This is a genomic window from Leptospira hartskeerlii, from assembly GCF_002811475.1.
Lineage (GTDB): Bacteria > Spirochaetota > Leptospiria > Leptospirales > Leptospiraceae > Leptospira_B > Leptospira_B hartskeerlii.
The window spans coordinates 505349-530361 of the sequence record NZ_NPDL01000002.1 but is presented as its reverse complement, the minus strand read 5'-3'; the positions used below and the strand labels follow the sequence as shown (position 1 = coordinate 530361).

21 protein-coding genes and 1 tRNA gene are annotated in these 25013 nt (G+C 40.5%); 7 read left to right on the top strand and 15 right to left on the bottom strand.

Features of this window, described 5'->3' with window-relative positions; all coding sequences use genetic code 11:
* On the bottom strand, positions 1-1924 hold a 1924-nt coding region (locus CH352_RS05385), incomplete at its 3' end, for an NADH-quinone oxidoreductase subunit E (RefSeq protein ID WP_100733505.1).
* A 110-nt stretch (positions 1925-2034) separates the two neighbouring features.
* On the opposite strand from CH352_RS05385, the gene CH352_RS05380 reads away from it, so the two are divergent.
* Both CH352_RS05380 and CH352_RS05375 read left to right on the top strand, forming a co-directional pair.
* Entirely contained in the window at positions 2035-2439 is a 405-nt protein-coding gene (locus tag CH352_RS05380; protein WP_008595600.1) for a PaaI family thioesterase, read from the top strand.
* A gap of 23 nt (positions 2440-2462) precedes the next feature.
* Positions 2463-2546: transfer RNA gene (locus CH352_RS05375), tRNA-Leu, on the top strand.
* Positions 2547-2549: 3 nt separating this feature from the next.
* Here the strand turns inward: CH352_RS05375 and CH352_RS05370 are convergent.
* The 8 genes from CH352_RS05370 to CH352_RS05335 all read right to left on the bottom strand — a co-directional run bounded on the left by CH352_RS05370 (position 2550) and on the right by CH352_RS05335 (position 11452).
* The gene (locus tag CH352_RS05370; RefSeq protein WP_100705322.1) at positions 2550-3308 is read right to left on the bottom strand and encodes a hypothetical protein; all 759 of its coding nucleotides are present in this window, start codon (positions 3306-3308) and stop codon (positions 2550-2552) included.
* Between the two features lie 28 nt (positions 3309-3336).
* Positions 3337-4521, bottom strand: coding sequence for a multiheme c-type cytochrome (locus CH352_RS05365; protein WP_100705323.1), 1185 nt, complete (start codon positions 4519-4521; stop codon positions 3337-3339).
* Entirely contained in the window at positions 4509-5942 is a 1434-nt protein-coding gene (locus CH352_RS05360) for a sulfurtransferase (protein WP_100705324.1), read from the bottom strand. Before CH352_RS05360 ends, CH352_RS05365 begins: the two co-directional genes overlap by 13 nt.
* A 13-nt stretch (positions 5943-5955) precedes the next feature.
* Entirely contained in the window at positions 5956-6927 is a 972-nt protein-coding gene (locus tag CH352_RS05355) for a hypothetical protein (RefSeq protein WP_100705325.1), read from the bottom strand.
* An 18-nt stretch (positions 6928-6945) separates the two neighbouring features.
* A complete protein-coding gene (locus CH352_RS05350; RefSeq protein WP_100705326.1) occupies positions 6946-7314 on the bottom strand; it encodes a hypothetical protein in 369 nt (122 codons plus the stop codon).
* Positions 7315-7398: 84 nt separating this feature from the next.
* Entirely contained in the window at positions 7399-8946 is a 1548-nt protein-coding gene (locus CH352_RS05345; RefSeq protein WP_100705327.1) for a sulfurtransferase, read from the bottom strand.
* 410 nt (positions 8947-9356) lie between these two features.
* Entirely contained in the window at positions 9357-9941 is a 585-nt protein-coding gene (locus CH352_RS05340; RefSeq protein WP_100705328.1) for a helix-turn-helix domain-containing protein, read from the bottom strand.
* Positions 9942-10069: 128 nt separating this feature from the next.
* Positions 10070-11452 carry a hypothetical protein gene (locus CH352_RS05335; RefSeq protein ID WP_100705329.1) on the bottom strand — a complete coding sequence of 461 codons (1383 nt, stop codon included), beginning with the start codon at positions 11450-11452 and terminating at the stop codon, positions 10070-10072.
* 136 nt (positions 11453-11588) lie between these two features.
* On the opposite strand from CH352_RS05335, the gene CH352_RS05330 reads away from it, so the two are divergent.
* The 3 genes from CH352_RS05330 to CH352_RS05320 are packed head-to-tail and all read left to right on the top strand — an operon-like array spanning position 11589 to position 14574.
* Complete coding sequence (locus CH352_RS05330; RefSeq protein WP_100705330.1) at positions 11589-12473, top strand: sulfurtransferase; 885 nt, start codon at positions 11589-11591, stop codon at positions 12471-12473.
* Positions 12473-13837, top strand: a complete 1365-nt coding sequence (locus CH352_RS05325) for a multiheme c-type cytochrome (protein ID WP_100705331.1) — start codon at positions 12473-12475, stop codon at positions 13835-13837. Before CH352_RS05330 ends, CH352_RS05325 begins: the two co-directional genes overlap by 1 nt.
* 5 nt (positions 13838-13842) lie before the next feature.
* A complete protein-coding gene (locus tag CH352_RS05320; RefSeq protein ID WP_100705332.1) occupies positions 13843-14574 on the top strand; it encodes a glycosyltransferase family 2 protein in 732 nt (243 codons plus the stop codon).
* A gap of 61 nt (positions 14575-14635) precedes the next feature.
* Here the strand turns inward: CH352_RS05320 and CH352_RS05315 are convergent, their stop codons facing one another.
* Together CH352_RS05315 and CH352_RS05310 are read right to left on the bottom strand one after the other, a co-directional pair.
* Positions 14636-15841, bottom strand: a complete 1206-nt coding sequence (locus CH352_RS05315; RefSeq protein ID WP_100705333.1) for an EAL domain-containing response regulator — start codon at positions 15839-15841, stop codon at positions 14636-14638.
* Positions 15838-17697: a PAS domain S-box protein gene (locus CH352_RS05310; protein ID WP_100705334.1), complete on the bottom strand. Its 1860-nt coding sequence runs from the start codon at positions 17695-17697 to the stop codon at positions 15838-15840. Before CH352_RS05310 ends, CH352_RS05315 begins: the two co-directional genes overlap by 4 nt.
* Before the next feature lie 136 nt (positions 17698-17833).
* Here CH352_RS05310 and CH352_RS05305 point away from each other — a divergent pair, with 136 nt between their 5' ends.
* Positions 17834-19891: a PP2C family protein-serine/threonine phosphatase gene (locus CH352_RS05305; RefSeq protein WP_100705748.1), complete on the top strand. Its 2058-nt coding sequence runs from the start codon at positions 17834-17836 to the stop codon at positions 19889-19891.
* An 81-nt stretch (positions 19892-19972) separates the two neighbouring features.
* A complete protein-coding gene (locus CH352_RS05300) occupies positions 19973-20500 on the top strand; it encodes a hypothetical protein (RefSeq protein ID WP_100705335.1) in 528 nt (175 codons plus the stop codon).
* 30 nt (positions 20501-20530) lie between these two features.
* On the opposite strand, the gene CH352_RS05295 is transcribed toward CH352_RS05300, so the two are convergent.
* From CH352_RS05295 to CH352_RS05280, 4 genes are all read right to left on the bottom strand, one after another.
* Complete coding sequence (locus CH352_RS05295) at positions 20531-21769, bottom strand: SMP-30/gluconolactonase/LRE family protein (RefSeq protein WP_100705336.1); 1239 nt, start codon at positions 21767-21769, stop codon at positions 20531-20533.
* Positions 21766-22653 (bottom strand): M24 family metallopeptidase, encoded by an 888-nt coding sequence (locus CH352_RS05290; RefSeq protein WP_100705337.1) that lies wholly within the window; start codon positions 22651-22653, stop codon positions 21766-21768. Before CH352_RS05290 ends, CH352_RS05295 begins: the two co-directional genes overlap by 4 nt.
* A gap of 86 nt (positions 22654-22739) precedes the next feature.
* Positions 22740-23534, bottom strand: coding sequence for a helix-turn-helix transcriptional regulator (locus CH352_RS05285; RefSeq protein WP_208861346.1), 795 nt, complete (start codon positions 23532-23534; stop codon positions 22740-22742).
* Between the two features lie 96 nt (positions 23535-23630).
* Positions 23631-24905, bottom strand: coding sequence for an SMP-30/gluconolactonase/LRE family protein (locus CH352_RS05280; protein WP_100705338.1), 1275 nt, complete (start codon positions 24903-24905; stop codon positions 23631-23633).
* Positions 24906-25013 lie beyond the last annotated feature (108 nt).

Here is a 25013-nt window from a genome sequence, read left to right as displayed (position 1 = left end):
TTTGCGATTTAATAACACGATAATAATTCAAAGCATTCTTCAACATTTTACGACGAGCGAATTCTTGGGCCTTGATCAGCATTGGTTTATACTTATAATATGAGTATTCCATAATACTGTAATTCTTAGAAAGTTTGAATGAGTGAGGTATCTTTCCAAAATCGTAAGTCAAGGTCAAGAAGGGAGCATCATCCACTTCCGGAGGTTTTAACTCCAGAATACCATGGATCATTTTAGGTTCGTCGTCCCCGCCTCCGCTTTGGCTTTCAGGACGATCCTGGTCTAAAGGTTCGAGACCTCCATCCAATACTTCAATTTCAGGAGCCTCTTCTGCATTTGGAACAGGAGAAGGTGCAGATCCAGTAGGTGCACCTGGTCCAGCTAACGGAGGAATTTCAGGCGTATATTCTTCATGCTTGGTTTCATCTACAGGATCAGGAAGATCGATTTTAGGTAATTCTATCGGACCTGGCGCAGGAGCGGCTTCTCCACTAGGAACTGGAGCTGCTTGAGGAGTTCCTTCAGGTTCTCCTCGGACAAGTTTATCTTCCGGATCAGGTAAACGGATCGGAACCAGATCCAACTGAGGAAGAACAGGTGCTGCATAACCTGGGATCTGATCTGAAAGAGGATATTCGGGCCTTGGCCAATCCTGAGGTAAAGGTTCTTCGAATGCTTGCTCTTCTCTTTCTTGGCGTTTTTCTTCCGCCTTCTTCTTGAGATAATCATCTCTCTCTTGGAAGAGATCTTGTTTTCTTCTATCGTCTTCCCCTCTTCTGTCTTTACGAGAGCCTTCTCCTCCTCTTCTTTCTCCTTGGGAACGACGATCTTCTCCTGTCCTTCTATCAACAAGAGGAAGGTCCTTAAACTTATCCCATTCATCCGAGAAGAATGTATCTTCCGGAAGATCCATCTCATTCGGATCAAGATGTTCATCTTTCGGTTTTGGAGAAGGTCCGGGAGGCTCAAAATCTTCCGGACCTACAGGGCCTGGTCCATCACCTGGAGGTGCCCCACCTGGTCCAGGCGGAAATCCACCAGGAGGTGAAGGAACTCCCGCACCGTAAGAGATAGGCGCACCTGGCGGCGGTGGAGGCATCGGCCCCGAAGAAGGAGCATAAGAAATAATTTGATAAGATACAGGTCCTGGAGGAAATTCAGCAGGAAGTTTAGGTAACTCTGTTCCCGAAGGTGCTTGTGCCGAAGGCGCTTGGATTTGGATCGGATTTGCAAATCCCTGGGAGAGACTTCCGCCTAAAGCTTGGCTGATCTCCTTGATGGCCTTAACAAGATCTCCCATCGGAATCGGAGGTCCTGAATAATTCGGATCGTCCGGAGTATAAGTCTCTTCCTCGGGAGGAGAGTTGATATGATCTTCTATCGCTTGGATATTATTATCTATTTTTTCATTAATATCCGAATCAGGAATTCTAGCGTTAGTCCTCTTTAAGATCTCCAACGCAGCTAAGAAATTTTCTTTATCTACTAATGCTTCCGAATGTAAAAGAGGTCTTCTATGATGCGCATAACGAGAGTTATTCCGAATGATATCATCCGTTGCATGAGGAAGTTGTAATTTATCCTTCTTCTTTAATCCTGGGTAGTTCGGTTTTTCACCGCTTCCGGAAGGAGGACTCCATTCTTGATCCGGCTTCCCAGCGTCCGGTTGTCCGGCGGCTTTCTGCGGCGGAGAAGATGAAGAAGCAGGAGAATCTTGGTCTCCTACGTTGACTAGTTTTCCTCTGTCGGCTGAAGAAGGAGTTCCTGCACCGGAACCGCCTGATCCAGGACCGCCGCCTCCGCCTGAACTTCCGCCACCTGGAGAAGGCGCAGAACTTCCTGAAGATCTATTCGGATCTCTGAATAAAGTATACGCTCCTGCTCCCGCAGAAAGAAGTCCTAGTAATAAGAGAAGTGCAGTCATCTAAAAGATTCTTACCTATTATTTTCGACAGAACATTACGTCGTTCTTAAACAGCAATCAGTAGCTTTTTCGGATTGACACCATGAATGTTAAGTAATAACTTGACATATATGAAATCAACGGTTCGGGAAAACCTGAGCTTCGGGTCCAGTCCTGACAATCCGGATGGTCTTCAGTTAAAGATCACCTTTGATGAGGACACTAAAACCGCTTACGGTGACTATACGGTTCCTGAAAAGTTCCAAGGGTCTCCGGACGTGATCCATCCCGGAATCATCGCTACTATTTTGGACGAAATCATGGCCAAAATCAATGAGGCGATGAATTTTAAAACAACAACTGGCGAGTTGACGATCCGCTTCTTACAACCTGCGCAAGTAAATCAACCTCTGCATTTACGTGGCTGGTTCGTTAAAAAGAACAAAAAAGTGATCGAAAACAGAGCCGAAATAGAGAATGAGATCGGTAAAATCGTTGCCCGTGGTAAGGGCAAATACATCGAACTCGATTCCTGATCCAATACGGAATTATAAAACCCGCCGATGTGGTGGAATTGGTAGACGCACTGGATTCAAAATCCAGCGAGGGCAACCTCGTGTCGGTTCGACTCCGACCGTCGGCAGGGTTATTTACCTCTAACAGAAGCAATCGCTTCTTCAAACGAGTCCTTCTCCACTTGATCAATCGCTTCTAAGATCAGATCCATTTCTCCTTTAGTCATTCCCGCAAATAGTTCTTCTCCTTTTGTGAGAATTCCGGCGCCTAGCATGATACCTTCTATCTCTTGCGGAGTGTATGTTTTAGGCTTAGACTTCATTGTTTGAATAACTGCATCCATAAGCTGTTTGATCTTAGAAAGAAGATCTTTATCGGAAAGTGTTGCGAATAGTTTTAAGATATCTTCCCTGAATTCGTCCGCATCCTTTTTAGAAACAGAAGCAAGCACTTGATTAAAGATAGATTTGTTTTGGAGATCCTTTCCTTCTTTTAATAACTCTTTTGCCTTGGAGAACATGATCTCTTCGAATCTGTGAGCGGTTACATAAGAATGTAATGCTGCAAAACCTGCTTGGAATGCCGATTTTAAATGACGACCTAATTTAAACACCGCCATACTCAAGGAACCTAAAAGCCCAAACACCTTAGGTGGGGAATGTACAAATCCAGCCAATGACTCGAATGCTCCATCTAATTTTTTTCGGCCTTCATATTCAGGATATAGAAGTTCCAGAAAATAACGAACAAGCAAATCTACCTTCTCTTCAGGGATAGAAGAGAACTTTGGATACTTAGAAAGATTATCTCTGGAATATCTTCTCCTTAAGGCTGCTCTATAAGCGCTTATCAATTTAGGAAATTCCGGTTCTTCTATCAGAGATGCCATACTCGGAATGAGTATTGAGAAGGTCCGTTTATTCGGAAATTGTTTTTTTCCACTCTAGACGGACCAATTCATATTTAGCTGAACTCGCTTCGTCCAGTGCTTTTTTGAGATTTGGCAAAACCCAAGATTTTGTATCTTCGCGGAAAGTATCTCTGTAATTCCAATTGTCTTGGAACATTCTTTTATAATATTCCTTTGGATCTACTATGACGATGAACTCGACTCGTTTGAGTTTGGAAAATTGTTCCTTGGATAAGTTAACGCGAATAAGAACAGATTCTCCAGGAGAAAGTCTTGTATCAAAAATCTCCTTCTGCAATTCCAGATCTAACATCCAGCCAAGTGTTTTTTCGGAGATCTTTCTTCTTTCTCCTGAAATAGACTCTGTCCAAACTTCTAAATATACTTTTGGAACAGAATAACTGGGAAATAGATGTCCTACACCGGAGTTTTTTAGTTCAGAAATAATTTCGGCTCCTTCTTCTTTTTGTAAAACTTGTAAAGAAGTTTGGACTCCTCGTCTTACCATTTCCGGATCAGAGATCCCTTTCCATTCATGTCTTCTGTCAGGCATATGACAGTTCTGGCAATGAATATTCGATTTTGCAAATTCGGACTTTCTCCATTGCCCATAAGTATCCATCAGGAATTTTCCATTCACCTGTTTTGAAGTCCCAGGAGATTGGTGACAGTTTTTACAGAATTCAGATTCTTCGAATTCTTTTCGAGGGATAAAACCTTCATGGGAAATATTCGAATTTTGGAATATTCTATCTTTAGGAAATGGTCCGTACACTTTTCCTTTTCGGAGATGGCAGCTCGTGCATTGGACCCCGTTTTCTTCAGAGCCTGATTTCCAACTAGAGTCTGAAACTTCTCCCCAGCCTAAACGAGAAAGTAATAAAGTTTTAGTTTCTGGATTTGGGCTATGACAGTTCATACAATTTTCGGATCCGTGTTTTCCGATCCTAGGTAATTGCCAAAGAAAGCCCGGGCCAACGGCCCGGGAGTGAAGAGTCGCCTTCCAGGAACCGAACTGTTGTAAATGGCAGCTCGCGCAAGAGGCCGGGTTCGGATCGACTGTAAGCGAGCCTTGGGATTCGAGGGGGAATGCCCAATGCCTCTGGTGAAACCCTTCTTCTTTGCAAAATATTAAGAAGAAGGCAGCCGCAATCATTGCGGCAAAGAAGAATGTGGGAGTTATCCTCCGCAAGGATTTCCTCCTCCACCTCCTCCTGAACTACCGCCTCCCCCTCCTCCGGAAGAGGCTGAACCTGAGAGATATTTTTTATCTTGGTCTATGATATCGTTCGTACCTTTCGCAAAGCTGCGTTCCGGTGTGAAATAGGTTCCTAAATTAGAAATATTTGATGCGTCTATTCCAGATTTTCCAACGTTATACGTAATCGACTCGGTCACAGAAGAACGATCCGTTCTCCAAGCGGATACCGCGCTTATATTGGACCAGTTACCATTCGAATCGTATGCAAGTGATCCCCATTCTACCCAAGAACCGTCGTAAAATCTGGTAGGATATCCAAGGATAGCAAGAGTTGCAAATCCGGTGATAGAAGACCTCACATTAGTTCTACAATATGCAATGATCGTTTGGCCTTCCGTATATCCGTTTGTAGATAGAAGATTTTGGAGATCCGATTTCGGTAGGAACTCCTTATTCGCGTTGATGAAGTTCGCAAACGGAATACTTTTTGCCCCTTTGATATGACCTTCGAAAGGCGTATAACAACTAGGAGTATCCGCACAAGTCAAGTTAGAAGGTCCTACAGTGGTTCCAGTCCCATCGTATTCAGCAGTGGATCTTGCATCTAAAATGAAACTTCCTCCAGCAGGTGCAGGAGTGGAACTTTCGAATGTTGGATTCGTTATACCTTGGACGGCATTAAAAACATCCGCGAGTGTGGCCTGCAAGATCGTATGATCTCTATATAAACTTCCTACAGTACCTGCTCCGCTAGTTGTAGGAACAGTGTAGGAAGACCCACCGATAATTTGAGATGCGGCGATCTTAGTGGAAACTGCTCCGTTCAAAACTGCGAGATGAGTCCTTTCCAATCCCCAATAATATAATGTATACCAGGAACGTAATGTTAACATTAGGTTCCCGTCGCTTGGAACGTCCTGAGCCAGAACAATCAGATCGGTTGCAGGATTCACGCCGAAACGTTTCAAGAATACATCTATATTCTTTCCTTCCGGAACGATTGTCTCAGTATCGATCAGACCGTTAAATCTAGTCTGACCAAAAAAAGTATAATCTGTAGAAGTTGCTGTGATCCCATACACTCTCACTCCCATCTCAGGTCTTACATAAGAACCGGAAAGCGCTCCTCCGCTGATCTGAAAAATAATCAATCGTCCACTGATCGCAGAAGGATGGTTCGCTGCCCAATTTGTTCTCCAAGATTCCAATGTGGATGCAGTGATCAGTCCATACGTATTATTATTATAGTCGTCGTTAGATACCGACAAAAGTTGAGAAGTCTCGAATACCTGAACAGGTTGCACCAAAGCGAACTTTTGATACGGAGTGAGATACTCCGGAGCATCACAGGCTCCCAAAAAAGTAATTAGCAATAAACGAATTCCTAAATTTCTAATTTTTAAACCGAACATATTCTCCTCCGATCTACAAGTTAAACGGAAAATTGATCAGGAACCCGAAGGTTCTCAAGATTGCGGTGTTATATCCGGAATAGGTATGAGAATAGAAGAAGTTATAGTAATTCCCATATTTATCCGTATAACCTAAACTCACTTCTAGATTATGATATATTTCCTTTCTTCCCCATGCTGGCCTTTCGTGTTCCAGATAATAGTTGTACCAATCTTGTCCGAAAGGAGCGATAGAAGGCGGATCTACTTGGATCAAGTTTAAAGGAGGAGTTCCTCTTGGGTCCGCAAACGCATATCCTCCCTGGCCGATCTGTCCTCTACTTCCAACAATGAAGATGAACGAATCCAAGAAACGTTTGTATAATGCTCCGTAATAGAGAACATCGTCTGGCACAGGTTTTTCTCTTCTTCTATAACTCCATTCACCCAGAGCGCCAAGTCCCCAAACATTAAAGTCTTTACCTAAGTAGATATTTACTTCTGCACCGTTAGCTCCATCTCCCAGAGCCTGAGGGTTTCTATCATAATCGCCCTTTTTAATCCCGCCTAACCTCACACTGATCGTCGGGACCCAGATAGATTCATAATCATATTCATCAATGACCTTATAACGTAAGCCTGCTCTGGAATCTATGATCCCGTACTTATCGGGTTGCTCCGCAGAAGTTAAGGTCCCAAAATAGCGATCTATCAATTGAACTCTTCCCAATTTACCGAAACCGGTCTGCAGATCCACGGTAAGTCTATCAGTAATCCCATACTCGAAAGCGAGCGCACCTACGTTGATCCGAACATCATCGTCGTAAGTTGTATGATATTTACCTACATATGCCGAATCATAAACGGAATTCACTGCAGTAGTCCGAACCCATAATTGTCTTTGGTAAGGAGCCCAAACCGTCTGAGAGAATAATTCCTCAATAAAAATAGGCTGAGCCAAAAATAGAAGGGGAAGAAAAACTCCCTTCTTAAATAAATATTTCATTATATGATGATTCCCTGATTAATCCTTCTTTTCCTCCAACTTCACGTTGAAGCGGATACTTACGAAAAATTCCAAAGCGGAAATCTGTTCTTCGGATAATTTGCCTGCCAAATCCTCCAGGTTTACCCTTCCTTTTTCTGAGTTAGGCAAAGAACCTTGTAGGTATTCCAAACGGTTTTTCTGAGATTTTGCTAGATCTTCTTTCTTAGCATCTAAGGCGACTTCTCCGTTATAGATTGCCTTGCCTAGATTGAACTTTTCCCTTTCTTTTCCACGAAGCGCTTGTCCGGCCACTCCGCCTCCTCCGAATCCACCGGAGGCCAAAATATTTCCTAACGAAGAGAAAAATAAAGCGCAGATAAGCGCGTAGATATATAATATTTTCATAAAGCAGTAACTCCCTCTTTTTATCTTATGTTACAGAATCGAAAAAGGGCGGTTTATCCCCGCCCAGTTTATGTAAGTCGCGGCTTATTGGTTTTTGTAATTCCAGTCTTCCACGAATGCTTGTTTGGTCGTAGTAGCTGAAGAGTTGATTTGGAAATAATCCACTGTGGATTTTTTCACACCTGTATTATAGTGTGGTCCATCTCCGGATCCTCTTGCGCCTGACTCGATCGCACCTTGGACATCCGCTGCAAATTTAACCGGAACGGAAGGATAGGAAGAAGCTCCCGCAGTTACATCGTCGTTAAAATTCGCAGCAGGGAAGTTTCCAGCTAAGAATCCGAAAATACTCCATCCATCTTCTAAGAACACAGAAGGACGTCCTAAGATCAGCTGAGTAGAAATACCGCTGGTCTGAGTTCTGGTATTAGTTCTGCAGTATTGAAGAATCGTTTGGCCTTCTTCGTATGCGGGTGCACCTGAGTTAGGTCCGCCTGTAGTCCCGTAAGTGTCCCAGATATCTTTAACGTCCGCTTTGGATTTAAACTTCAAAGTATTGAAAGTCCCTGCTGCAGAAGTGGAATAAGCATAACCATTGTCCAAAGAAGTACGATCGATCACGTTGTAGTGAGGAACAAATACTGCACCTTTCAAGTGACCTTCGAACGCAACAGCTCCACCTGCAGATTTTGTTGTCCCGGTAGTGTTCTCTCCTCCGTTATACTCCTGCCATCCGGCAGTGGAAGTATATACACTGATATCGTTGTTATTGTTCGCGGTTCTATTGTCCGAGATTAAAACATTCGAAGAAAGTCCTTTTACACTATGATGTCCGTTGTTCTTAGCGACTTCAATCGTATCTTCGATACTTAATGTTAGGATCCTGTTATCTATATTCTTCAGTTGTCTGACTGAGAAAGTTCCGTTCAAAGGTGGAACAGATTCGTCCGTATCATTACCCAATTCCGTTTCCGGGAATTGACCCTTGATAGTTCCATTCAGGATAGCAAGATGCTCGTGAGCTATACCCCAATATCTTAATGCGTAATGTTGGTGGCCGATTGCTCCATAATTGTCTCCGTTACCGCTTGCAAATACGATCAGGTCCTTAGTTGGATCCAAGCCGTAAGTTTGGAACCATTCGTCAATGCTAGCGCCACTTATAATTCCATTTCCACCTGTGGTTGCAGTGCTGCCTGGAATAGAGATCAAACCGTTGTATCTGGTCTCTCTAAAAGTTTTCCAAGAATAAAGCGCAGTATTGTTTCCTGAAACGGAAACAAAAACTTTTACTCCAGTAGTAGGAAGGATCAAACTTTTATTCGCATCCGCTCCCACTTTGTTTGCTTGGAAGATCACTAAGTTGCCGGTAATACCTGAAGGCTTATTGTTTGCCCAATCGGTCACCCAAGTTCTCAAAGTAGATGCAGTGATCAGGCCGTATTGGTTCGCGTTATAATCATCCGCAGATTCGATCGCAAGATCGGAAGCGCTTGCCACCTTTACACTGGAAGTTCCTCCTCCAATTGCAGCTAACGCGAGTGCAGAACTGTCGGAAGATCCCTCTCCACAATTCCCGAGTAATCCCAGCGCAATTGCCAGGAGGCTCGAATTAATGAGCGTATTTTTCATTTTGTTCTCCTAAATGCTGGTCCGGTCGGGGTTCCCTCATGTTTATTCCACAGCGGACTCTAAGCACAAAGTCGAGGAAAGGCTCTGTTTTCACCAGGTTTATTTCAATATAACGAACATATTGTCTAATTAATTAAATAATATATTGTAATAAGAGAACAATTTCTTAAACAAAACGGAGTAAACTCTAAAAAATACGAAACAAAATGACTGTAGAAAATACTTTTTGTGAACTTAGGAGGCTTTATTTTCCGTTAAAGCAGAATATTCAAAAATTAAAAATTACCTTTTTATAAAGTAATCTGGATTCAAAAGAAAATATGCGGCCCTGAATATATCAGGCACACATATCATATTTATAAAAAGGATTTTGGCCCAAGTGAAACTTAAGCCGGAAAGAAAGATCTATTTTAATCGTCAGAAAGAGAAGAGGACCAGATCAAATAGGAGTCCTTTTCCCCTAAGTTTGCGAGCTCTTGTAGATCCTTTCCCAAGAAAGTCATGCTGTCTCCTTCTTGTAAGTCGAACCATTTACCACCCACTTTCAAACGAAGCGCGCCTGATTGCAGGAATAAATTCTGTCTCTGTTTAGATTGCACTTTTGTAATAAATGTTTTGGCAACTCCGGAAAGAAGTTTTATCTCAAATAGTCTAGTTTGAAATCTAGTTTCTTCATGCAGAAGAGGACGGATCACATATTGATTCTCTTCTACTGAATTTTCGCTGGAGTCTTCTTTCCTGTAAATTTTAGGAAATTCTTCCTTTGAAAATTCCATGAGACTGGACAAAGGCAAACGGATCGCCTTCGAAATTTTCCATAATAAAGCGATGGAAGGCGCAGCCTTTCCCGATTCAACAAGACTCAGCATTCCTCGGCTTACCTGAGATAATTCAGCAAGCTTCCCAAGAGAAAAACCTAACTCTTGTCTCCTCTTACGAACCAAGGTCCCAATAGATTGGATCAGACCTCTTTCAATCGGATCGATCGTTGGCATACTCGGTTCTCCCCACTGGATCGGAATTTTGTTTATTCCAAACAGTTATAATAACTATTTATCCAACTTATTGGAAATATTGTTCAAAATAACAATCAAAATTCTTCAAAAAGAGAAAAAAATCCGATTTAACTTAAAGTAGAAGATTTTCCCAAGGATTTGATGATTTTAGAAGAAAACCGAGTTCTATACCAAACTAGCAGAATGGGAACAAAGAGTATGCCTATCGAAGCAGGAATCCAATCAGGATGCGCGTAATACCCTTTTTCTAATACGGACTTCCAATCTCCCAAGTTCGCGTAGTTCAAGTAAGAGAACTGTCCCAAAAACAAAAGCGCCCAAGAAGGCCAAAAGCCCCCTCGTATCCCAAGCAAAAATGGAAACATCCAAAGTAGATACCAGGCATTTACAACTGGAGAGAAGTAGAAGAATAAGAAGAATGTAATTCCGATCTTCTCCTCTTCTCCTAAGTCGAAAGAATATTTTTTATTAAAAAATAGTAATATACTAAAAACTGTTGGGATAACCCAGATAGTTCTGGAAAATTCTCCAAATATTGCATAAAGAATATTATAACCCAAAGGAAAGAACGTAAAACTTCCTATAAATCTGCTCAGAGCGACAAAATCGGTCTCTTTAGAAAAAAATAGAAAAGGAGAATAAGGTAAGGTTATTCCTAAAATGGGAAAAATAGCATCTACTCCCGCTTTTTTCCAATTATGATATCTGCCCCAATGCAATTTTAATAAAAAAGGAAAAAGCATGACTCCGAACCCTTTTACAGCCAGACTAAGCCCCCATATAAAAAAGCTTAACCGATACCTGCCCTTCTCCGCTAAATAAAAAGAATAAAATAAAAGAAAGATCCCTATAATATCCGGATGAGAATTTAGGAAAATCTCTTTAATCAGGATCGGATTCCAAAAATATAAAGAAGATGATCGAATCCCGTATTTAGTTCTGATCAAGAAAAATAGAAGAATGTCCGGAACCAAAAGAAAAAGTTTGAGTGCCCAGAGCCTCCAAGGAAATAGAAGATGAGCGAGATAAAAATAAATCTCTAACACCGGGCCATAGATAGTAGGCCAATCCGGATGATTGATCCTAGAAAGTATTTCCGCTCTAATCGGATCCAGCTCTCCAAAAAAAGATTCAGGAATGATCCCATAAGGATTTCCTTTTTCGGAACTGATCCATCCATCCCAAAGATAACGAGCCCAATCGTCTTCAAAGATAGGGACAGAAAAGATCAAAACAACGCGAAGAATAAGTCCTAAAACAAAATTCAACCTTCCGGAAGTTTCGAAAGTTTTCGTAAAAAATAGAAATCCATAAACAATACTTAATCCGCAAAAACCAAGAATATATAAACTTCCTGTTAAACTTCTTTCCTTGTTCTTCACTTCCCAAAAGAGAAAAATGAATAAATAAGCGAAAGAAGCCAGGATCCAAATTAGGTTCGCGCGACTCAGAATGTGGTTTCTTCTTTCTTTATTCCTTTCGAATTCCAAGGCCAATTTCCATTTTCACAGTTTGATACCAGTAAAAACTCAGGATATTTATCTGTAATATTAAAAATATTCTGTTATATAGGAATTTTAGTATTGTTTATTGACGAATTCTAAACCACATTCCAAGTTAGCCCAAATGAAACTCGTAATTTCTCTTGCCTTAGTTCTTCTAACTTCTAATTCTCTCTTCGCCTCCGAAAAACTTTCCGGAGTCAGAGGATGGTTTATTAGTGCACCTGAAGCGTTGTTTTTACACCAACAAGGTGCAGTGTTCGTGGATGCGAGAGATGGGATCAAGATATCTACTTTCTCCAGGTCAGTTCCATTGGGCTGGCAGGAGATCTCTCAAAAAGAATTTCCGAACCAAGGTAATTTAGTCCAAACTTCTGAAGCGAAAGAACTACTGCGCAAGAAAGGATTGGATGCGAGCAAGATCGTATTAGTATTTGGGGATCCTACTGGAGGCTGGGGAGAAGAAGGTAGGATCGTATGGTCTTTACGTACATTAGGTTTTTCTAAATCTTTTGTAGTAGATGGGGGAATTAACGCTCTACAGAAGGCTTCTAACTCTCCTATTCCAAATCGTCCTGAAATACTTTCCAAAATTAACGCTTCTACATCGGAAAATAAAAATTGGTCGGCGGATTCCAAATTGATCCAATCAGAACTCTCTGATAAAAAATTCGCGTTTATAGACACCAGAGAAGAAAGAGAATTTTTAGGGCAGACTCCTTACGGAGAATCCAGAGGAGGACATCTTCCCGGAGCAAAATGGATCTATTATAAACAATTTTTGGATAAAGATGGATATTTATTAAGTGAATCCAAGATTGTTTCTAAATTATATGAATTAGGTATTTCCAAAGATAAGACAGTGATCTCTTATTGTACTGGAGGGGTCAGATCAGGATGGATGACGTCGGTTCTGGTCTCTTTAGGTTATAATGCAAAAAATTACGCGGGATCTATGTGGGAATGGTCTTCTAAAGGAGATCAAAACCATCCTTTAGTAACTAGATAATGTTCTTAAATAAAAGAAGAAGTTTAACATTAGCTGTTCTATCTTTATCATTAGCCCTAAGTTTATTTTATTGTATTTTTACAAAACCAAAGGACAAGCCGATCCCAGTGGACGAGGTGTTCTCTCAGGCTCCTTGGTCTAAGCCACTACCCTACCTACCTCCTCTTGCAGGAGTAGGAGAAGTTCGAGCAGAAAATTGCGGAAGATGCCACGTAGAAATTTATGCAGAATGGAAAACATCCACTCATGCAAACGCCCTTTCAGATCTTCAGTTCCAATCTGAACTTTCTAAATCTTCTTCTCCTCGTTGGCTTTGTTTAAATTGCCATACTCCGGTTGCAAACCAGAGAGAAACATTGGTCAACTATCTAAATAACGGAAATTACAGAACTCCAATAGAAGAACCGAATCCAAACTTTGATCCTAAGATGAAAGCAGAAGGAGTTACATGTGCAGTATGCCATGTTCGCTTGGATGAGCAGGGGAACTCCTACGTATTAGGTGCAAATGGAACTACAAAACCTCCTCACCCTATCAAGATTGATCCAGACAAATTGAGGAACAGATGCCTAGACTGTCATAATGCAAATTATGTTTTGGACGACCAATTGGTCTGCGCTTTCAAAACAGGTATTGAGTTGGAACAAAAGGGGAATTCCCACGGAAAAGTCACCTGTGGTTCCTGCCATATGGGCGAATTACAACGTAAGTTAGTCAAACCGGAACTAGACACTCCGATTAGAACTTCTCACAAACATTCCTTTATCGGTGGAGGAGTTCCGAAAAAATTCGAACTCTATGAGAAACAGATCCCTGGCGGATATAGAACCGGTCTGAAGATCGAGCCTCTTAAATGGAAGAAGAAAGGGAACGAATTAGAATATTCAGTTTCTCTTACGAATGAAAAGGCTGCACATAATATACCGACCGGAGATCCTGAAAGATTTATACTTTTGAAAATTTCATTATTGGACGCCAAAGGTAAATCTCTGGCGACCAAAGAAATCAAATTCGGACAAGAATGGGAATGGTATCCTAAGGCAAGGCTCGTTGCCGATACTCGCATCCTTCCGGGAGAAACGAAGGTTTGGAAAGATCTATTTTTCGGAATTGAAAAAGAACATTCTAAAATCATATTCGAAATTTATCATACTCGACTTAAAGAATCCAACGCGGAACATATGAGAAAAAATAGTGAGAATGTTCACTCGGACCTTCTTCGCAAAAAGATCTCGGAAATAGAAAATTTTTATCCTTTTTCCACGATAGTTCATAAAGAAGATATAGATCTAAACTCAGGAAAGAGCCGTGTCTATTCCACTGAGGAACTTTTTAGGATCTCTAAAAACAGAAAAGGAGAATAGACCTTTTGTCAGCTCCCTGGGCAAATTCAAAATTTTTAATCCCCGCCTTAAACGAAGAAGAATCTTTACCTAAGGTTTTGGATTCCCTCTTCGAATTTGGGATCTTGCCTCGACAGATTTTAATCTTAGACAATGGATCCAAGGATTCTACTCCTCAGATAGCAATCGATTCAGGAGTGATCTTAGTCCAAGAACAAAAAAGAGGTTACGGAGCCGCTTGTTTAGCCGGCATTCATTACCTTCAAGAGAGAAAAATTTCTCCTGAATTCATAGTGTTTATGGATGCGGATGGTTCGGATGATCTTAAAAATTTAGAGGACTTATTCTCTAAATTTTCCGAAGATCCAAATACAAATTTTGTGATAGGTTCCAGAACTTTAGGAAATGCGGAGCCTGGTTCTTTGTCATTCTTGCAGAAGTTCGGAAATTGGCTTTCCTGCTTTTTGATCCGAATATTTTACGGAATAAGATTCACTGATCTCGGACCGTTTCGCGTTCTAAGGTGGCAATCTTTGTTGGATTTGGATCTACAAGATCCAACTTGGGGATGGAACTTAGAAATGCAAATTAAAGCGGTCCGGAAAAAATTTAAGATCCAAGAAGTTCCTGTCAATTATCGAACACGAAAGAGTGGGAAGTCGAAGATCAGTGGAAATCTGATCGGAAGTCTGAAAGCCGGAGTAAAAATACTTTATATTTTCTTTAAGTTAACTTTTTTCGAGAGCAAGTCGAGGTAGCGGAGCTTGTTCCGATAGTTTATTACTCTTTCCCGAGGACATTTTACCAAAGGTATTATTGTTAACCGAATTTGGAAAGAATTTCTGGAATTTTTTCCGGATGAATAGGTCTGGAATAATAATAGCCTTGCCCTACGTCACAACCAGCTTCTTTCATCAATCTTTCCACTTCCGCAGTCTCTATTCCTTCTGCGACTACATTCATTCCTAACTTATGACCTAAATCTATGGAAGCCTGACAAATAAACAAGGATTCTCTATCCCTTGGGGAATCCATAACAAAGGACTTATCTATCTTCAATTCAGTAAATGGAAATCTATGCAACTGTTTCAGGGAAGAATAGCCTGTACCGAAATCATCGATGGAAAGTCCGATCCCTCTGATCCTAAGTCTTGTTAAAATATCTTGAGTAAAGCGAATGTTCTCTAAAAACCCAGTTTCAGTGATTTCCATTTGAAATTGACTTTGAGGGATCCCTTTGTTCTTAATTTTAGAAAGTATCCTTTCGGGAAAATCCAGCTCAGTCAAAGTAACAGGAGATACGTTAACCGCTACTCTAAGTTTACGTCCATTCGTATGCCAGATCCTTGTCTCATCCAGTGCAAGATCGATGATCTTCTCGGTCATTAGATTTAAGATATTGGTTTCTTTTTCCATCAGAGGTAAAAAAGAATCAGGAAATACCAATCCTAATTTGGGATGGTTCCATCTCACCAGGGCTTCGAAACCTTCTACCCTTCCTGTTTTTAGATCGAATTTAGGTTGATAAAATAATATGAACTGATCGGAACGAACTCCTTCTAAAACTTCTTCCTTTTCGAAGGTAGGCCCCGAATTTCCTTTGCCGCCCGTTTTAGTACGAGAAGAAATGTCCGATTCTTTTTCAGCAATCGCAGATAATGTATTTCTAATATCGGAAACTCGGATGGGCTTTTCCATGACCGCGGCGATATGTAGTCCATATTCTCCGGCTAATGTTTCTGCACTATGAAGCGTCCTTCTGTCCGCACCCGAGATCAAGATCACATCCGGGTGAACGTCCTTCTCGGATAGGAAGCGGATTACGTCCACTCCATCCATTCCAGGGATCATCAAATCTAAGATCACACAATCGAAACTTGGATCTACTTTATCTAAAAAATCGGGAGCTGTATGGGATAAGGAAACGGAGAAGCCGCAATCTACAGCGATCTCTCCCAAGATCTTTGCGATCTCTTCTTCGTCGTCAAGGATCAGAAGTTTTTTAGAATTTCTTAGATCCGTCATGGAAGAATTTCTCCGATTTTGCGAACCGCTTCTTTCAAAGAGTTTTTGGTATAAGGTTTTCGTACCAGAGGAATAGTATTAGGAAGTTCTAAACTTTCTTTCCGGCCCGAAGAGGTAGCGATTATTTTTCTTGAGCCAAATCTTTCCAGTTCTTTTTTCAGATCTATCCCTTTAGAATCCGCTAGTTGGAGGTCCAACAATACGAAAGAGATTTCTGGATCGCCTGAGAAAAATTTTGCCAATCGTTTCATATCCGAACTCACATGAGGTTCGTAACCCAGTTCTCTCAAATATACGCAGGCCAATTCAGCGGTTTCTCGATTTTCTTCCATAACCAAAGTTTTCTTTTTGGTTGCGATAAGTTGCTCGTTCTTTGCCTGCTCATGTACCGGCAAGAATATTAGAAAACTAGAACCATATTCCGGCGCGGTGATAACTTTTAGAAAACCGTTCGATTGTTTTACAAAACCATAAACCATGGTCAATCCCAAACCGGTTCCTTTTCCACCACCTTTGGTCGAAAAAAATGGATCGAAAATACGAGCCTTAGTACTATCGTCCATGCCTGTCCCTGTGTCGGTAACGTTAACCAAAAGGTAATCCTTTGCTTCCAAACCGGAAATTTTAGGTCCTTTTGTATCTCCATTACGCACAAATCCGGTAGAAATAAATATTTTACCGCCTTCTGGCATAGCGTCCCTTGCATTTAAAGCAAGATTGAGCACAGCGGTCTCAAGTCCGGTCTTTTCTATGTCGCAAACCGTCTTTTCGTCGGCAATCTCGTATTCTATTTCTATTTTTTCAGTTCTGATCCGATCCAGAATAGGAATAAAATCCTTCAATACCCGGTTTACGTCGCATGATTCAGGATTCAAAGCTTGCTTCCTTGAAAAAGCAAGAAGCCTTTTATTGATCTCGACTCCCCTTTGTATGGCGTCTTGTGCGGACCGAACCCTTTTCATTAGATCTTCAGAATCTTTCAACTTCATTTCAAGAAGATCTAGATTTGCTAATATTACATTTAATAAATTATTAAAGTCATGCGCCATTCCGCCGGCGAGTTGTCCAACTGCTTCCATTTTTTGAGAATGCCTAAGTCTTTCTTCAGAATTTCGTCTTTCCGTAATGTCTCTCTCTATTCCCATCAAGTGAGTGACTATACCTTGCTCATTCACGATTGGAAAGATATCCATCTCAATCCAATATTCTTTTCCATCTTTGTCGTAATTAATGAGCTCTTCGAAACAAGGTTTGGCCTCTGAGATTGCCTTTCGTATCCGATCGAGAACAATCCTATCCGTTTTAGGGCCTTGTAGAATTCTAGGAGTTTTTCCTAATACCTCTTCTCTTTTATAACCGGTCAGTCTTTCAAATGCACCGTTTACATATACGATCCTTGGTCCGGGTCCATCTATAGGAGAAACTTCTGTGATCAGAAAAATATCTTTGGATCTTTCAATCCCGATCTTAAGAAGGTTTAGATTTTCTTCCGTCGTTCTTGTTTGTAAAACTAAACGTAAAGATCGATCCAAAAGGTCAGAACTCACGTTCTGTTTAAGTAATAGATCTGCAAAGTCGCGCTTGGAATTTTTAAGTAATTCTTTACTTTCCTGATCTTTTGCAATAGCGATAAGAGGAGGAAGTATCCGGGACTTCTCCAAAACTTCTAAACTTTTTTGGGAATTGTATTGGAATAGTATAACGTCAAAAAACTCGGTTTTGGTCTTATTCAAGGCTTCTTGAAAATCCAAAACCCGGGTACATTTAGGAGTAAAGGATTCGATACCTTCTAATAAAGTTCGGATCCATTTGTATTCTTCTTCGCTATCTTCTATGATTAAAATACTGGACCGCATCAGGCATTCGACGAAAAACGAAGAGCTTAACCCGCGTTTCTCTTCCTAAAAAAAATCCGATCCGAATATTTTTAGCTATCAGAAATCTATATAGAGCGTAAGCCTATTGAAATTTCTTAGCAGGAAGATCCGGATTTTGGGCAAGAATAGAATACCGCATTGGTTCTTAGGATCTATACTATTCTTCTTCTTTTTAGGCTGTCAACCAGGGAAGGAAAGCCCTAAAGTCATACAAGGTATCTTGGACCTAAGACAATGGAATTTCCAAAAGGACGGCAATATCAGTTTAGATGGAGAATGGGAATTTTATTGGAATGAGCTTCTTCCCGATCTCAAATCTAAACCGCAACCACCCTCAATCTCTTATATAAAAGTCCCCGCAAAATGGGACAAAGGGCGTAACGTCACTCATAAATACCCGAGCCACGGCTTCGCGACTTATAAGGCAAAAGTATTATTGCCTGAATCAAATACGCAGCTCAGTCTTAAGATCTCTTCCATCAGCTCCTCTTATACGTTGTTCGTAAATGGAAAGGAGATCTCCAGAGGGGGGAATGTAGGAAAAGAAGAATCTGAATATTCTCCCGGATATAAACCGGGAGTTTTTAGCTTTATTTCAGACAAACCTGAACTCGAGATCCTGATCCATGTTTCGAATTTCAAATATTCGAACGGTTCCGGGATCTGGAATCCGATCCAGTTAGGAAACACATCCGATATACAACAGATTTCGTTAAGAGCCACCATGTTGGATTCCATCACATTCGGGACCTTGTTTGTGATGTCGTTATATCATTTTACGTTTTATTTAATGAGAAGAAGGGACCCATCCGCTTTATTCTTTGCAGTGCTCTGCTTGTGTATAGCTCTTAGAGTTTCCTTTTATGGAGAAAGGATATTTTATAATGTATTCCCGATCTTTAAAAACTACGAGTTTTCGGTAAGAGGAGAGATACTATTCCTATTTTTACTTTTGCCAGGAACAATTCTGTATGTCCAATCCATATTCAAGGAACAATTCAAAAAGGACAGAGTATTTAACATTACATTTTACTTAAGTATTCTTCTGGTTTTTTCTGCCGCGTTCTTTCCTACAAAATTGTTTACCATGTCCTTCTTCATCAACTCCTTGGAACTAATGATGTTGGGAATTTTGACCTATCTATTTTTCAGACTGGCGTTCATGTCTTTAAAAAGGGTAGAAGGAGCCAGAATTTGCTTTTTTAGTCTAGTCGTTAACTTGATCACTGTTGCAAATGATGTACTATATTTAAATAAGTTTATAGATTCTTTCTATATGGTCCCATACGGAGTTTTGGCACTTGTGCTTTCTCAATGCGTCTTGCTTGCTTCAAGATTCTCCAAAGGTTTTGTGCTCGCGGAAGATCTAGGAGAAGAACTCAAAAAACTAAATATAAACTTGGAACAGATCGTAGTCGAAAGAACGGAAAATCTAAATGAGTCTTTGAAACTTTTAAAAGGAGACCTTTCTCTCGCTAAAAAGTTACAGCAAAAGACATTGCCTACTCTCAACCTGAACGGTAAGAATGTTTCTATTCATCCATATTATCTTCCTATGTCCGAAATAGGAGGAGATTATTATGATATTTTTGAATTGGAGCCCGGTTATTTTCGTTTGTTCTTAGTGGATGCGACAGGTCATGGGGTCCAGGCCGCGCTTCTTACAATGACTATTAAGGCGGAATTCGAAAGCATTAAATTCGCCAAAGCCCAACCTTCTCGTATATTAGAATTATTAAATACAGCCTGTTGTCAAAAATACAAAAGTATCAATATTATATTCTCCGCAGTATTGGCGGATATAGATTTGAACAATAATGTTCTGTATTATTCTTCCGCTGGACATCCTCCTCAAGTCTTGAAACAAAAACAAGAAGGAGCGGATTATCTGTATTCCAGAGGACCCATCATAGGCCTGAAAAAAGAAGCTACTTATAAGAATGTGACTGTACCTCTTCTTCCTGGGAATAGGATCTTTTTCTTTTCGGATGGGATTTTCGAAGAATTCGATCAGGAAAAAAAAGAATTCGGAGAGAGCAGAGTTTTATCCATTCTGAGCAGGAATACAGGTATCCAGGAAGTAGCGGAAGATCTGATCTCCGAACTACAAATTTTTGTAGGCCCAAGAGGTTTCCAAGATGACGTTACACTTCTTGCAGTCGAAGTTCATTAAAAATTTCACGAATACTTCCCGGCAGACTTTTTTTTCATAGTTATTTTTCGTAACATCTATGTTAGATGGAAAAAATCCGGTATGTTGCAGTCTCGTTTTATCCTATTTTGTATTTTAGCTCAATTCAATTGTGGGACCGTTCTCTTGTTCATGCAGGACTTAGATACTTCCCGAAAGAATGATGCTAGCGTTTTATTACTTCTTTTAGGCTTCACGAATCATTTTGGCAAACCTTATGTAGAGATCTCTCCAGGCAGTTTAGTGCTCGTTGCCCCTACTTCATCCGATCCAAGTACGGGCTCTTATTTAGCGCGGGTCCGTAATATACCTGATTCCTGGTACCTGAATGAATTCACTTTCGATCTTCAAGTAACTGGATGTTCCGGCTATATAGGCTCTCTCAATGGTTCAGGCGGTCTTCCTGCCACAGTATCGTTTACGTCAGGCGACCTGTATTCTATTTCTATGGATCTAGTCGGGCTCGGGGACGGAGGAGGAGCCACTCAAGTCTGTTCCTTGACCCATACCATTACTTTCAGCTCCGGAACGGACTTACAAACCGGAACAAATGCTGGAAGTATTTCGGTTACCATCCCTCCGATGTTCTAATATATATCATATTTATATAATATATATTTCTTATTCCTTAATTTCCAAAGAAGATATAGGCAAAGAATATAGTCCTCTCGAAGTTTTATCGAAAGAAGGAAAATATACTCTATCCTCAAAAGGAACCGATACCGAAATATCTTTAATCTTAGAACCATCATGCATAGAATAATAGAGAGGTATTTTGCCGCTCGGATCGATCACAAGTATTCCGGTATTATGAGAGATAGGCAGAATTTTCTGAGGCAACGATAGGATCACTTTCTTGAGCCATGGATTTTTATGCACAAAGTTCACAAGTCCGGATCTTTTCTTGATAATTCCTGTCCAGATCCTTCCATTTTGATCTCTTTCCAATCCATCAGCAAGCCCGGGAAGATTTTCGAAAAGTATTTCGAAACTTCCCCGATCCTTTCCGGATAGGAAAGCTCGGATGATCCTAAACTTAGTGGTTTCCGTAAATACGACGGACTCTTCTTTTCCATCGGCACTCTTTTCGAGAAGTATCCCATCCACAAAAGTAAATCCGTTTAAAGCGAGCGAGATCGTTTCTTTATTTCGATCTAACATCCAAAGTTTTCCGTGTGGATAAAGGCCTATCGCTTCCGGAACTGCACCACTTCCCATCGCCGCATCAAGTCTTTCGAAAGGTTCCGTGATATAGATACGATTTCCGTCCTCGGATACAGCCAGATCATTACATAAAGAGAACGGTCTCGAATTGGAAGAATTTAGATCCTGAAGGGAAAAGATCGGCATTTCCGAAAAAGGGTATACCTTTTCGAATTCTTCTTTTTCTAATTTAGGAAGATCTAATATGATCGGATCTATCTTTTTAGTTTCAATATCCACTTCGTAAAGACCGACTCTATCTTTTTCGCCGTAGGTTTCTCCTCCGAGCCTGGAGGCACAAACTAAAATTTTATTCTTGGTCTTATCTGAATATTGCATCCCAGCCGGATTCACGGGCGGTTTTATCCATTGTTCCGCTTTTCCGGTCTTAAAATTTAGTCTCCAGATCCAGCCATCCATTCCGGAAGCGTATCCAAACTCTTTAGCACGATCGAAAATTAGATCATCATGCCCTGGCAAATCGATCATTTCCACTTTAAGTCCATTGAAGAAAGGATCTCGTTTGTCTTGGACCTCCGAAATGGAAGAAGGAACATCTCCTAATTTATAAGGTTCTCCTATTTTAATTCCGGATGGATTACATACATTTATAATCGAAAGAGTCAAAAATATTATAATTTTATGATTTAACTTCATACTGCTTCCAATAATTTTCCGTATTTTTGTACATGCGGGACCTCGTCGTCCAACCAATATGCCTTATCCTTTTCTACCACAAGGATCTCTTCGAATTTAAAACCTGTTTTGCCTCTTCCCAAATGAGGTTCGATTGCCCAGAGACCTGTCTTCTCCCCTTCATGATCGGGGGTCAAGAGTTCAGGAAGAACCTTATGGCTTAAGAACTCGAAAGATCCTTGCAGACTGAACCAACTCGCAAAACTGATCGGCAGAATAGGAAAAGAAATATTAGGTAAATGTACTTTATATACTCTATGCCCAAGAACTGCAAATGGATACAAAGAATGAACGTTATCAAATCCATTTAGTTTAGAGTCCTGGTCTATTTTATGCCAGATATCTGAAGAACTCATGGAAGAAGAAAACAATTTAGGAAGTTCCGATCTGAGCTTTAATAGATATCTCATTCCGTTATCCAACTCCGGATTTTTGGTTAAGGAAGAAGAATATCCTATGTCTCCGATATATCCGTCCACGACTGGAGACACATCTAAGATGAAAGATTCGTTTGCTTGTAATCTTCTTTTGCTCGGATGAAATTGAGTAAATCTTTTATAACCGTCAAATCTTGCATGTTCTCCGAACCAAGCGAAAGGACGATGTAGGAATGCTTTGACCCCATGATCCTTTAAGAATATTTCCATTCGCCTCACTGCTTGGAGTTCGGTCCAACCTTCTTGCATTTCCTTTTCAGTCTCGGTAACACATTGGTAGGCCAATCTTTGTGCCTTTAAAAATCCTTCCTTCTCTTCTTGGGTAGGAGAATGGATAGATTTGGAAGTGTATCTGGAAATTTTGGAGGAGAGTTTGGATAAAAATCCTTTTCGTTTTTCTATTGGCATATAGTTTCTCTAAGCTCGGATGAGAAAAGAGTAACAGAGAGTAGAAGGTTCCGCTTGAACGATTCCGGTATGAGAAGAAATTTTAATTAGATCAGATCTCCTGATTCACAAAATCGAACTTCGATCGATTTTAGATGGCCGAAAAATAAAGAAGGAACAAATCCAAAATTTTCCTTAAAGGTTCGAGTGAAATGAGCTGAGTCGGAGAAACCGGCAGAATGTGCCGCTTCCGTGAGACTTTTTCCCTCTTTCAAAAGTTTTGCCGCTTCTAAGATCCGAACCCATAATAAATATCTACGCATCGGGATCCCTAAATTTTCTTTAAAAAGGCGAATGAGCCTGTCTTCTGATACGGAAAAATTTTTACCTATCTCTTTCATTCTAATACTATCAGGCATTTCCTTTCGGATCGTATTTGCGATCCGGGCAATTCTTTCATCAATTATCTTTTCCAATTTTCGGAAAGGATAAACGGATCTAAGCAAATCTAAATGTAATTCCCAGGCTTCCTCATCATTTAAGTTTCCATAATATAATTCCCATAGTCTTTCTATCAGAGGTAAGAAAGTAGAAATGTCCAACTTCTTCACTTCTCCTACCTTAGCAAACTCAGAGATGGAAGAATATTCGTAAGTTTCCGGATCTATAAGTAATGCAACCATCTCCACTCCGGGAGAAACAGTTTTATGATATGTATTCGGCCCGACCAAGGCCACACGATATTCTTCTTTTCCTTTTTCAGTTTCGATATGGATATTATCTTTTAAGGAAATCGCTAAGGTAGCGGCATAATGCGAGTGGAAATCTGTCTGCATGAAATTTGTCGCAAATATCACACGACCGTTCCATAAATAGAGAATTCCTCTGCTTGTAAAATCCATCTAAGATTCTAACCCGTCCTCCTTGCACTATAGAAACAAGGAGAACGATTCTTCTCGCAAAAAGAGGAAGATCAAGTAAAAATATTAGAATACTCTTTAAATAGGATAAGGTAGAATATTGATACCTTTATAGCCCTTCTCATAAACGGATAAGTAGATTTTTTCCTTTCCTGGGATCACTACGATCAGAGTAGAAAATTTAGATCCATCGTGCATTCCATAATACAAGGGAGTTTTTCCATCTTTTGAAAGAACAAGTAGACCTGTTCTTTTAGACACAGGTTGGATTTTTTGCGGAATATATAATACGAGACGTTTCCAGAAAGGATGGTTGTGCAACCATGTTACGAGTTTAGATCTTTCGATCACTAGGGCCACCCAGACTCTTCCTTGAGGATCTCTATCCATTCCATCAGGGAATCCAGGCAATCCATCGATCACTATCTCATCTTTTCCGGAATTTTCTCCGGATAGATACATTCGGATCAATCTAAATCGAGACACTTCGTTTAACAAAATGGAGACCTCTTCCTTATGCCCCACAGAATATTCCAACAAGATCCCATCAACATAAGAGTAATTATGAGCGACAAGAGAAGAAGTTCCGTTTTTCAGATCGATCTTCCAAACATTACCATTCTTTCCTAAACTCAAAGCTTCGTTTCTAGATTGATCGCTTACGCCTAAAATCGCACCGGGATGATCGTAAGGTTCCGTAAAATAGATCCTTTCTCCATCTGAGCTGATCGCAAGGTCATCCGCTTTTTCTATTTGTCTGCTATTGGAATCATTCATCTCGGAAATACGAATGGCCAATTGTCTCTCAGTTGCATAAAGTTTTCCTAATGTACTGATAGTATTTACACTTTGACCTGGAGGGATTTTTGGAACACGATTGCTTATCTTACGAATAGATTTGTTAGAAATTTTTAGCTCGTATATACCCGGCCCGTTTGGCTGGATAGGATCTTCCTTCTTACCTCTCGATACACAAAAATAAAGTAGATCCGAATTTTTAGGATGGGCCACCATCCCTGCGGGCATCAAAGGAGTTTTTACAAAAGGTTCTGCCTTGTTTTGTTTTAGATCCAGTATCCAAATAAAACCATCCATGGAAGAAACGAATGCTCTCCCAAGCTCTTCTTGTAATATGATCTCATCCTGAGCCGGAACATTCGGAATGAGCATTTGTATCCCTCTCTGAGAAAGATCCTTTGAGTCCTTTGCTTGCTCAATTTGAGAGTTATAAGTAAAATTTACACTTTCTTGGATTTGGTCTTTGAAATATTCTTCCGGATAGGAAAGTTGGCTACTTATAAGCGCAAGTAAAAGAAATAGAATGAGTAGATAGAGAGATCGTTTTCGATTCATCCACAGATCTTAGCAGAGAGATTGCGGATTCGCTTGAATGATTCCGGTATGCGGAGAAGGTTATGACCTATTTGGGTTATTTTGCATTTCCGGTAAATTTTAATTTTG

What these genes read in the sequence shown, in the direction of transcription:
- CH352_RS05325 (WP_100705331.1), top strand. Translation starts at nt 12,473, where the DNA reads ATGTTCTTAAATAAAAGAAGAAGTTTAACATTAGCTGTTCTATCTTTA.
- CH352_RS05280 (WP_100705338.1), bottom strand. Translation starts at nt 24,905, where the DNA reads ATGAATCGAAAACGATCTCTCTATCTACTCATTCTATTTCTTTTACTT.
- CH352_RS05300 (WP_100705335.1), top strand. Translation starts at nt 19,973, where the DNA reads ATGTTGCAGTCTCGTTTTATCCTATTTTGTATTTTAGCTCAATTCAAT.
- CH352_RS05345 (WP_100705327.1), bottom strand. Translation starts at nt 8,946, where the DNA reads ATGAAAAATACGCTCATTAATTCGAGCCTCCTGGCAATTGCGCTGGGA.
- CH352_RS05295 (WP_100705336.1), bottom strand. Translation starts at nt 21,769, where the DNA reads ATGAAGTTAAATCATAAAATTATAATATTTTTGACTCTTTCGATTATA.
- CH352_RS05310 (WP_100705334.1), bottom strand. Translation starts at nt 17,697, where the DNA reads ATGCGGTCCAGTATTTTAATCATAGAAGATAGCGAAGAAGAATACAAA.
- CH352_RS05370 (WP_100705322.1), bottom strand. Translation starts at nt 3,308, where the DNA reads ATGGCATCTCTGATAGAAGAACCGGAATTTCCTAAATTGATAAGCGCT.
- CH352_RS05330 (WP_100705330.1), top strand. Translation starts at nt 11,589, where the DNA reads ATGAAACTCGTAATTTCTCTTGCCTTAGTTCTTCTAACTTCTAATTCT.
- CH352_RS05315 (WP_100705333.1), bottom strand. Translation starts at nt 15,841, where the DNA reads ATGACGGATCTAAGAAATTCTAAAAAACTTCTGATCCTTGACGACGAA.
- CH352_RS05340 (WP_100705328.1), bottom strand. Translation starts at nt 9,941, where the DNA reads ATGCCAACGATCGATCCGATTGAAAGAGGTCTGATCCAATCTATTGGG.
- CH352_RS05355 (WP_100705325.1), bottom strand. Translation starts at nt 6,927, where the DNA reads ATGAAATATTTATTTAAGAAGGGAGTTTTTCTTCCCCTTCTATTTTTG.
- CH352_RS05285 (WP_208861346.1), bottom strand. Translation starts at nt 23,534, where the DNA reads ATGGATTTTACAAGCAGAGGAATTCTCTATTTATGGAACGGTCGTGTG.
- CH352_RS05360 (WP_100705324.1), bottom strand. Translation starts at nt 5,942, where the DNA reads ATGTTCGGTTTAAAAATTAGAAATTTAGGAATTCGTTTATTGCTAATT.
- CH352_RS05290 (WP_100705337.1), bottom strand. Translation starts at nt 22,653, where the DNA reads ATGCCAATAGAAAAACGAAAAGGATTTTTATCCAAACTCTCCTCCAAA.
- CH352_RS05350 (WP_100705326.1), bottom strand. Translation starts at nt 7,314, where the DNA reads ATGAAAATATTATATATCTACGCGCTTATCTGCGCTTTATTTTTCTCT.
- CH352_RS05380 (WP_008595600.1), top strand. Translation starts at nt 2,035, where the DNA reads ATGAAATCAACGGTTCGGGAAAACCTGAGCTTCGGGTCCAGTCCTGAC.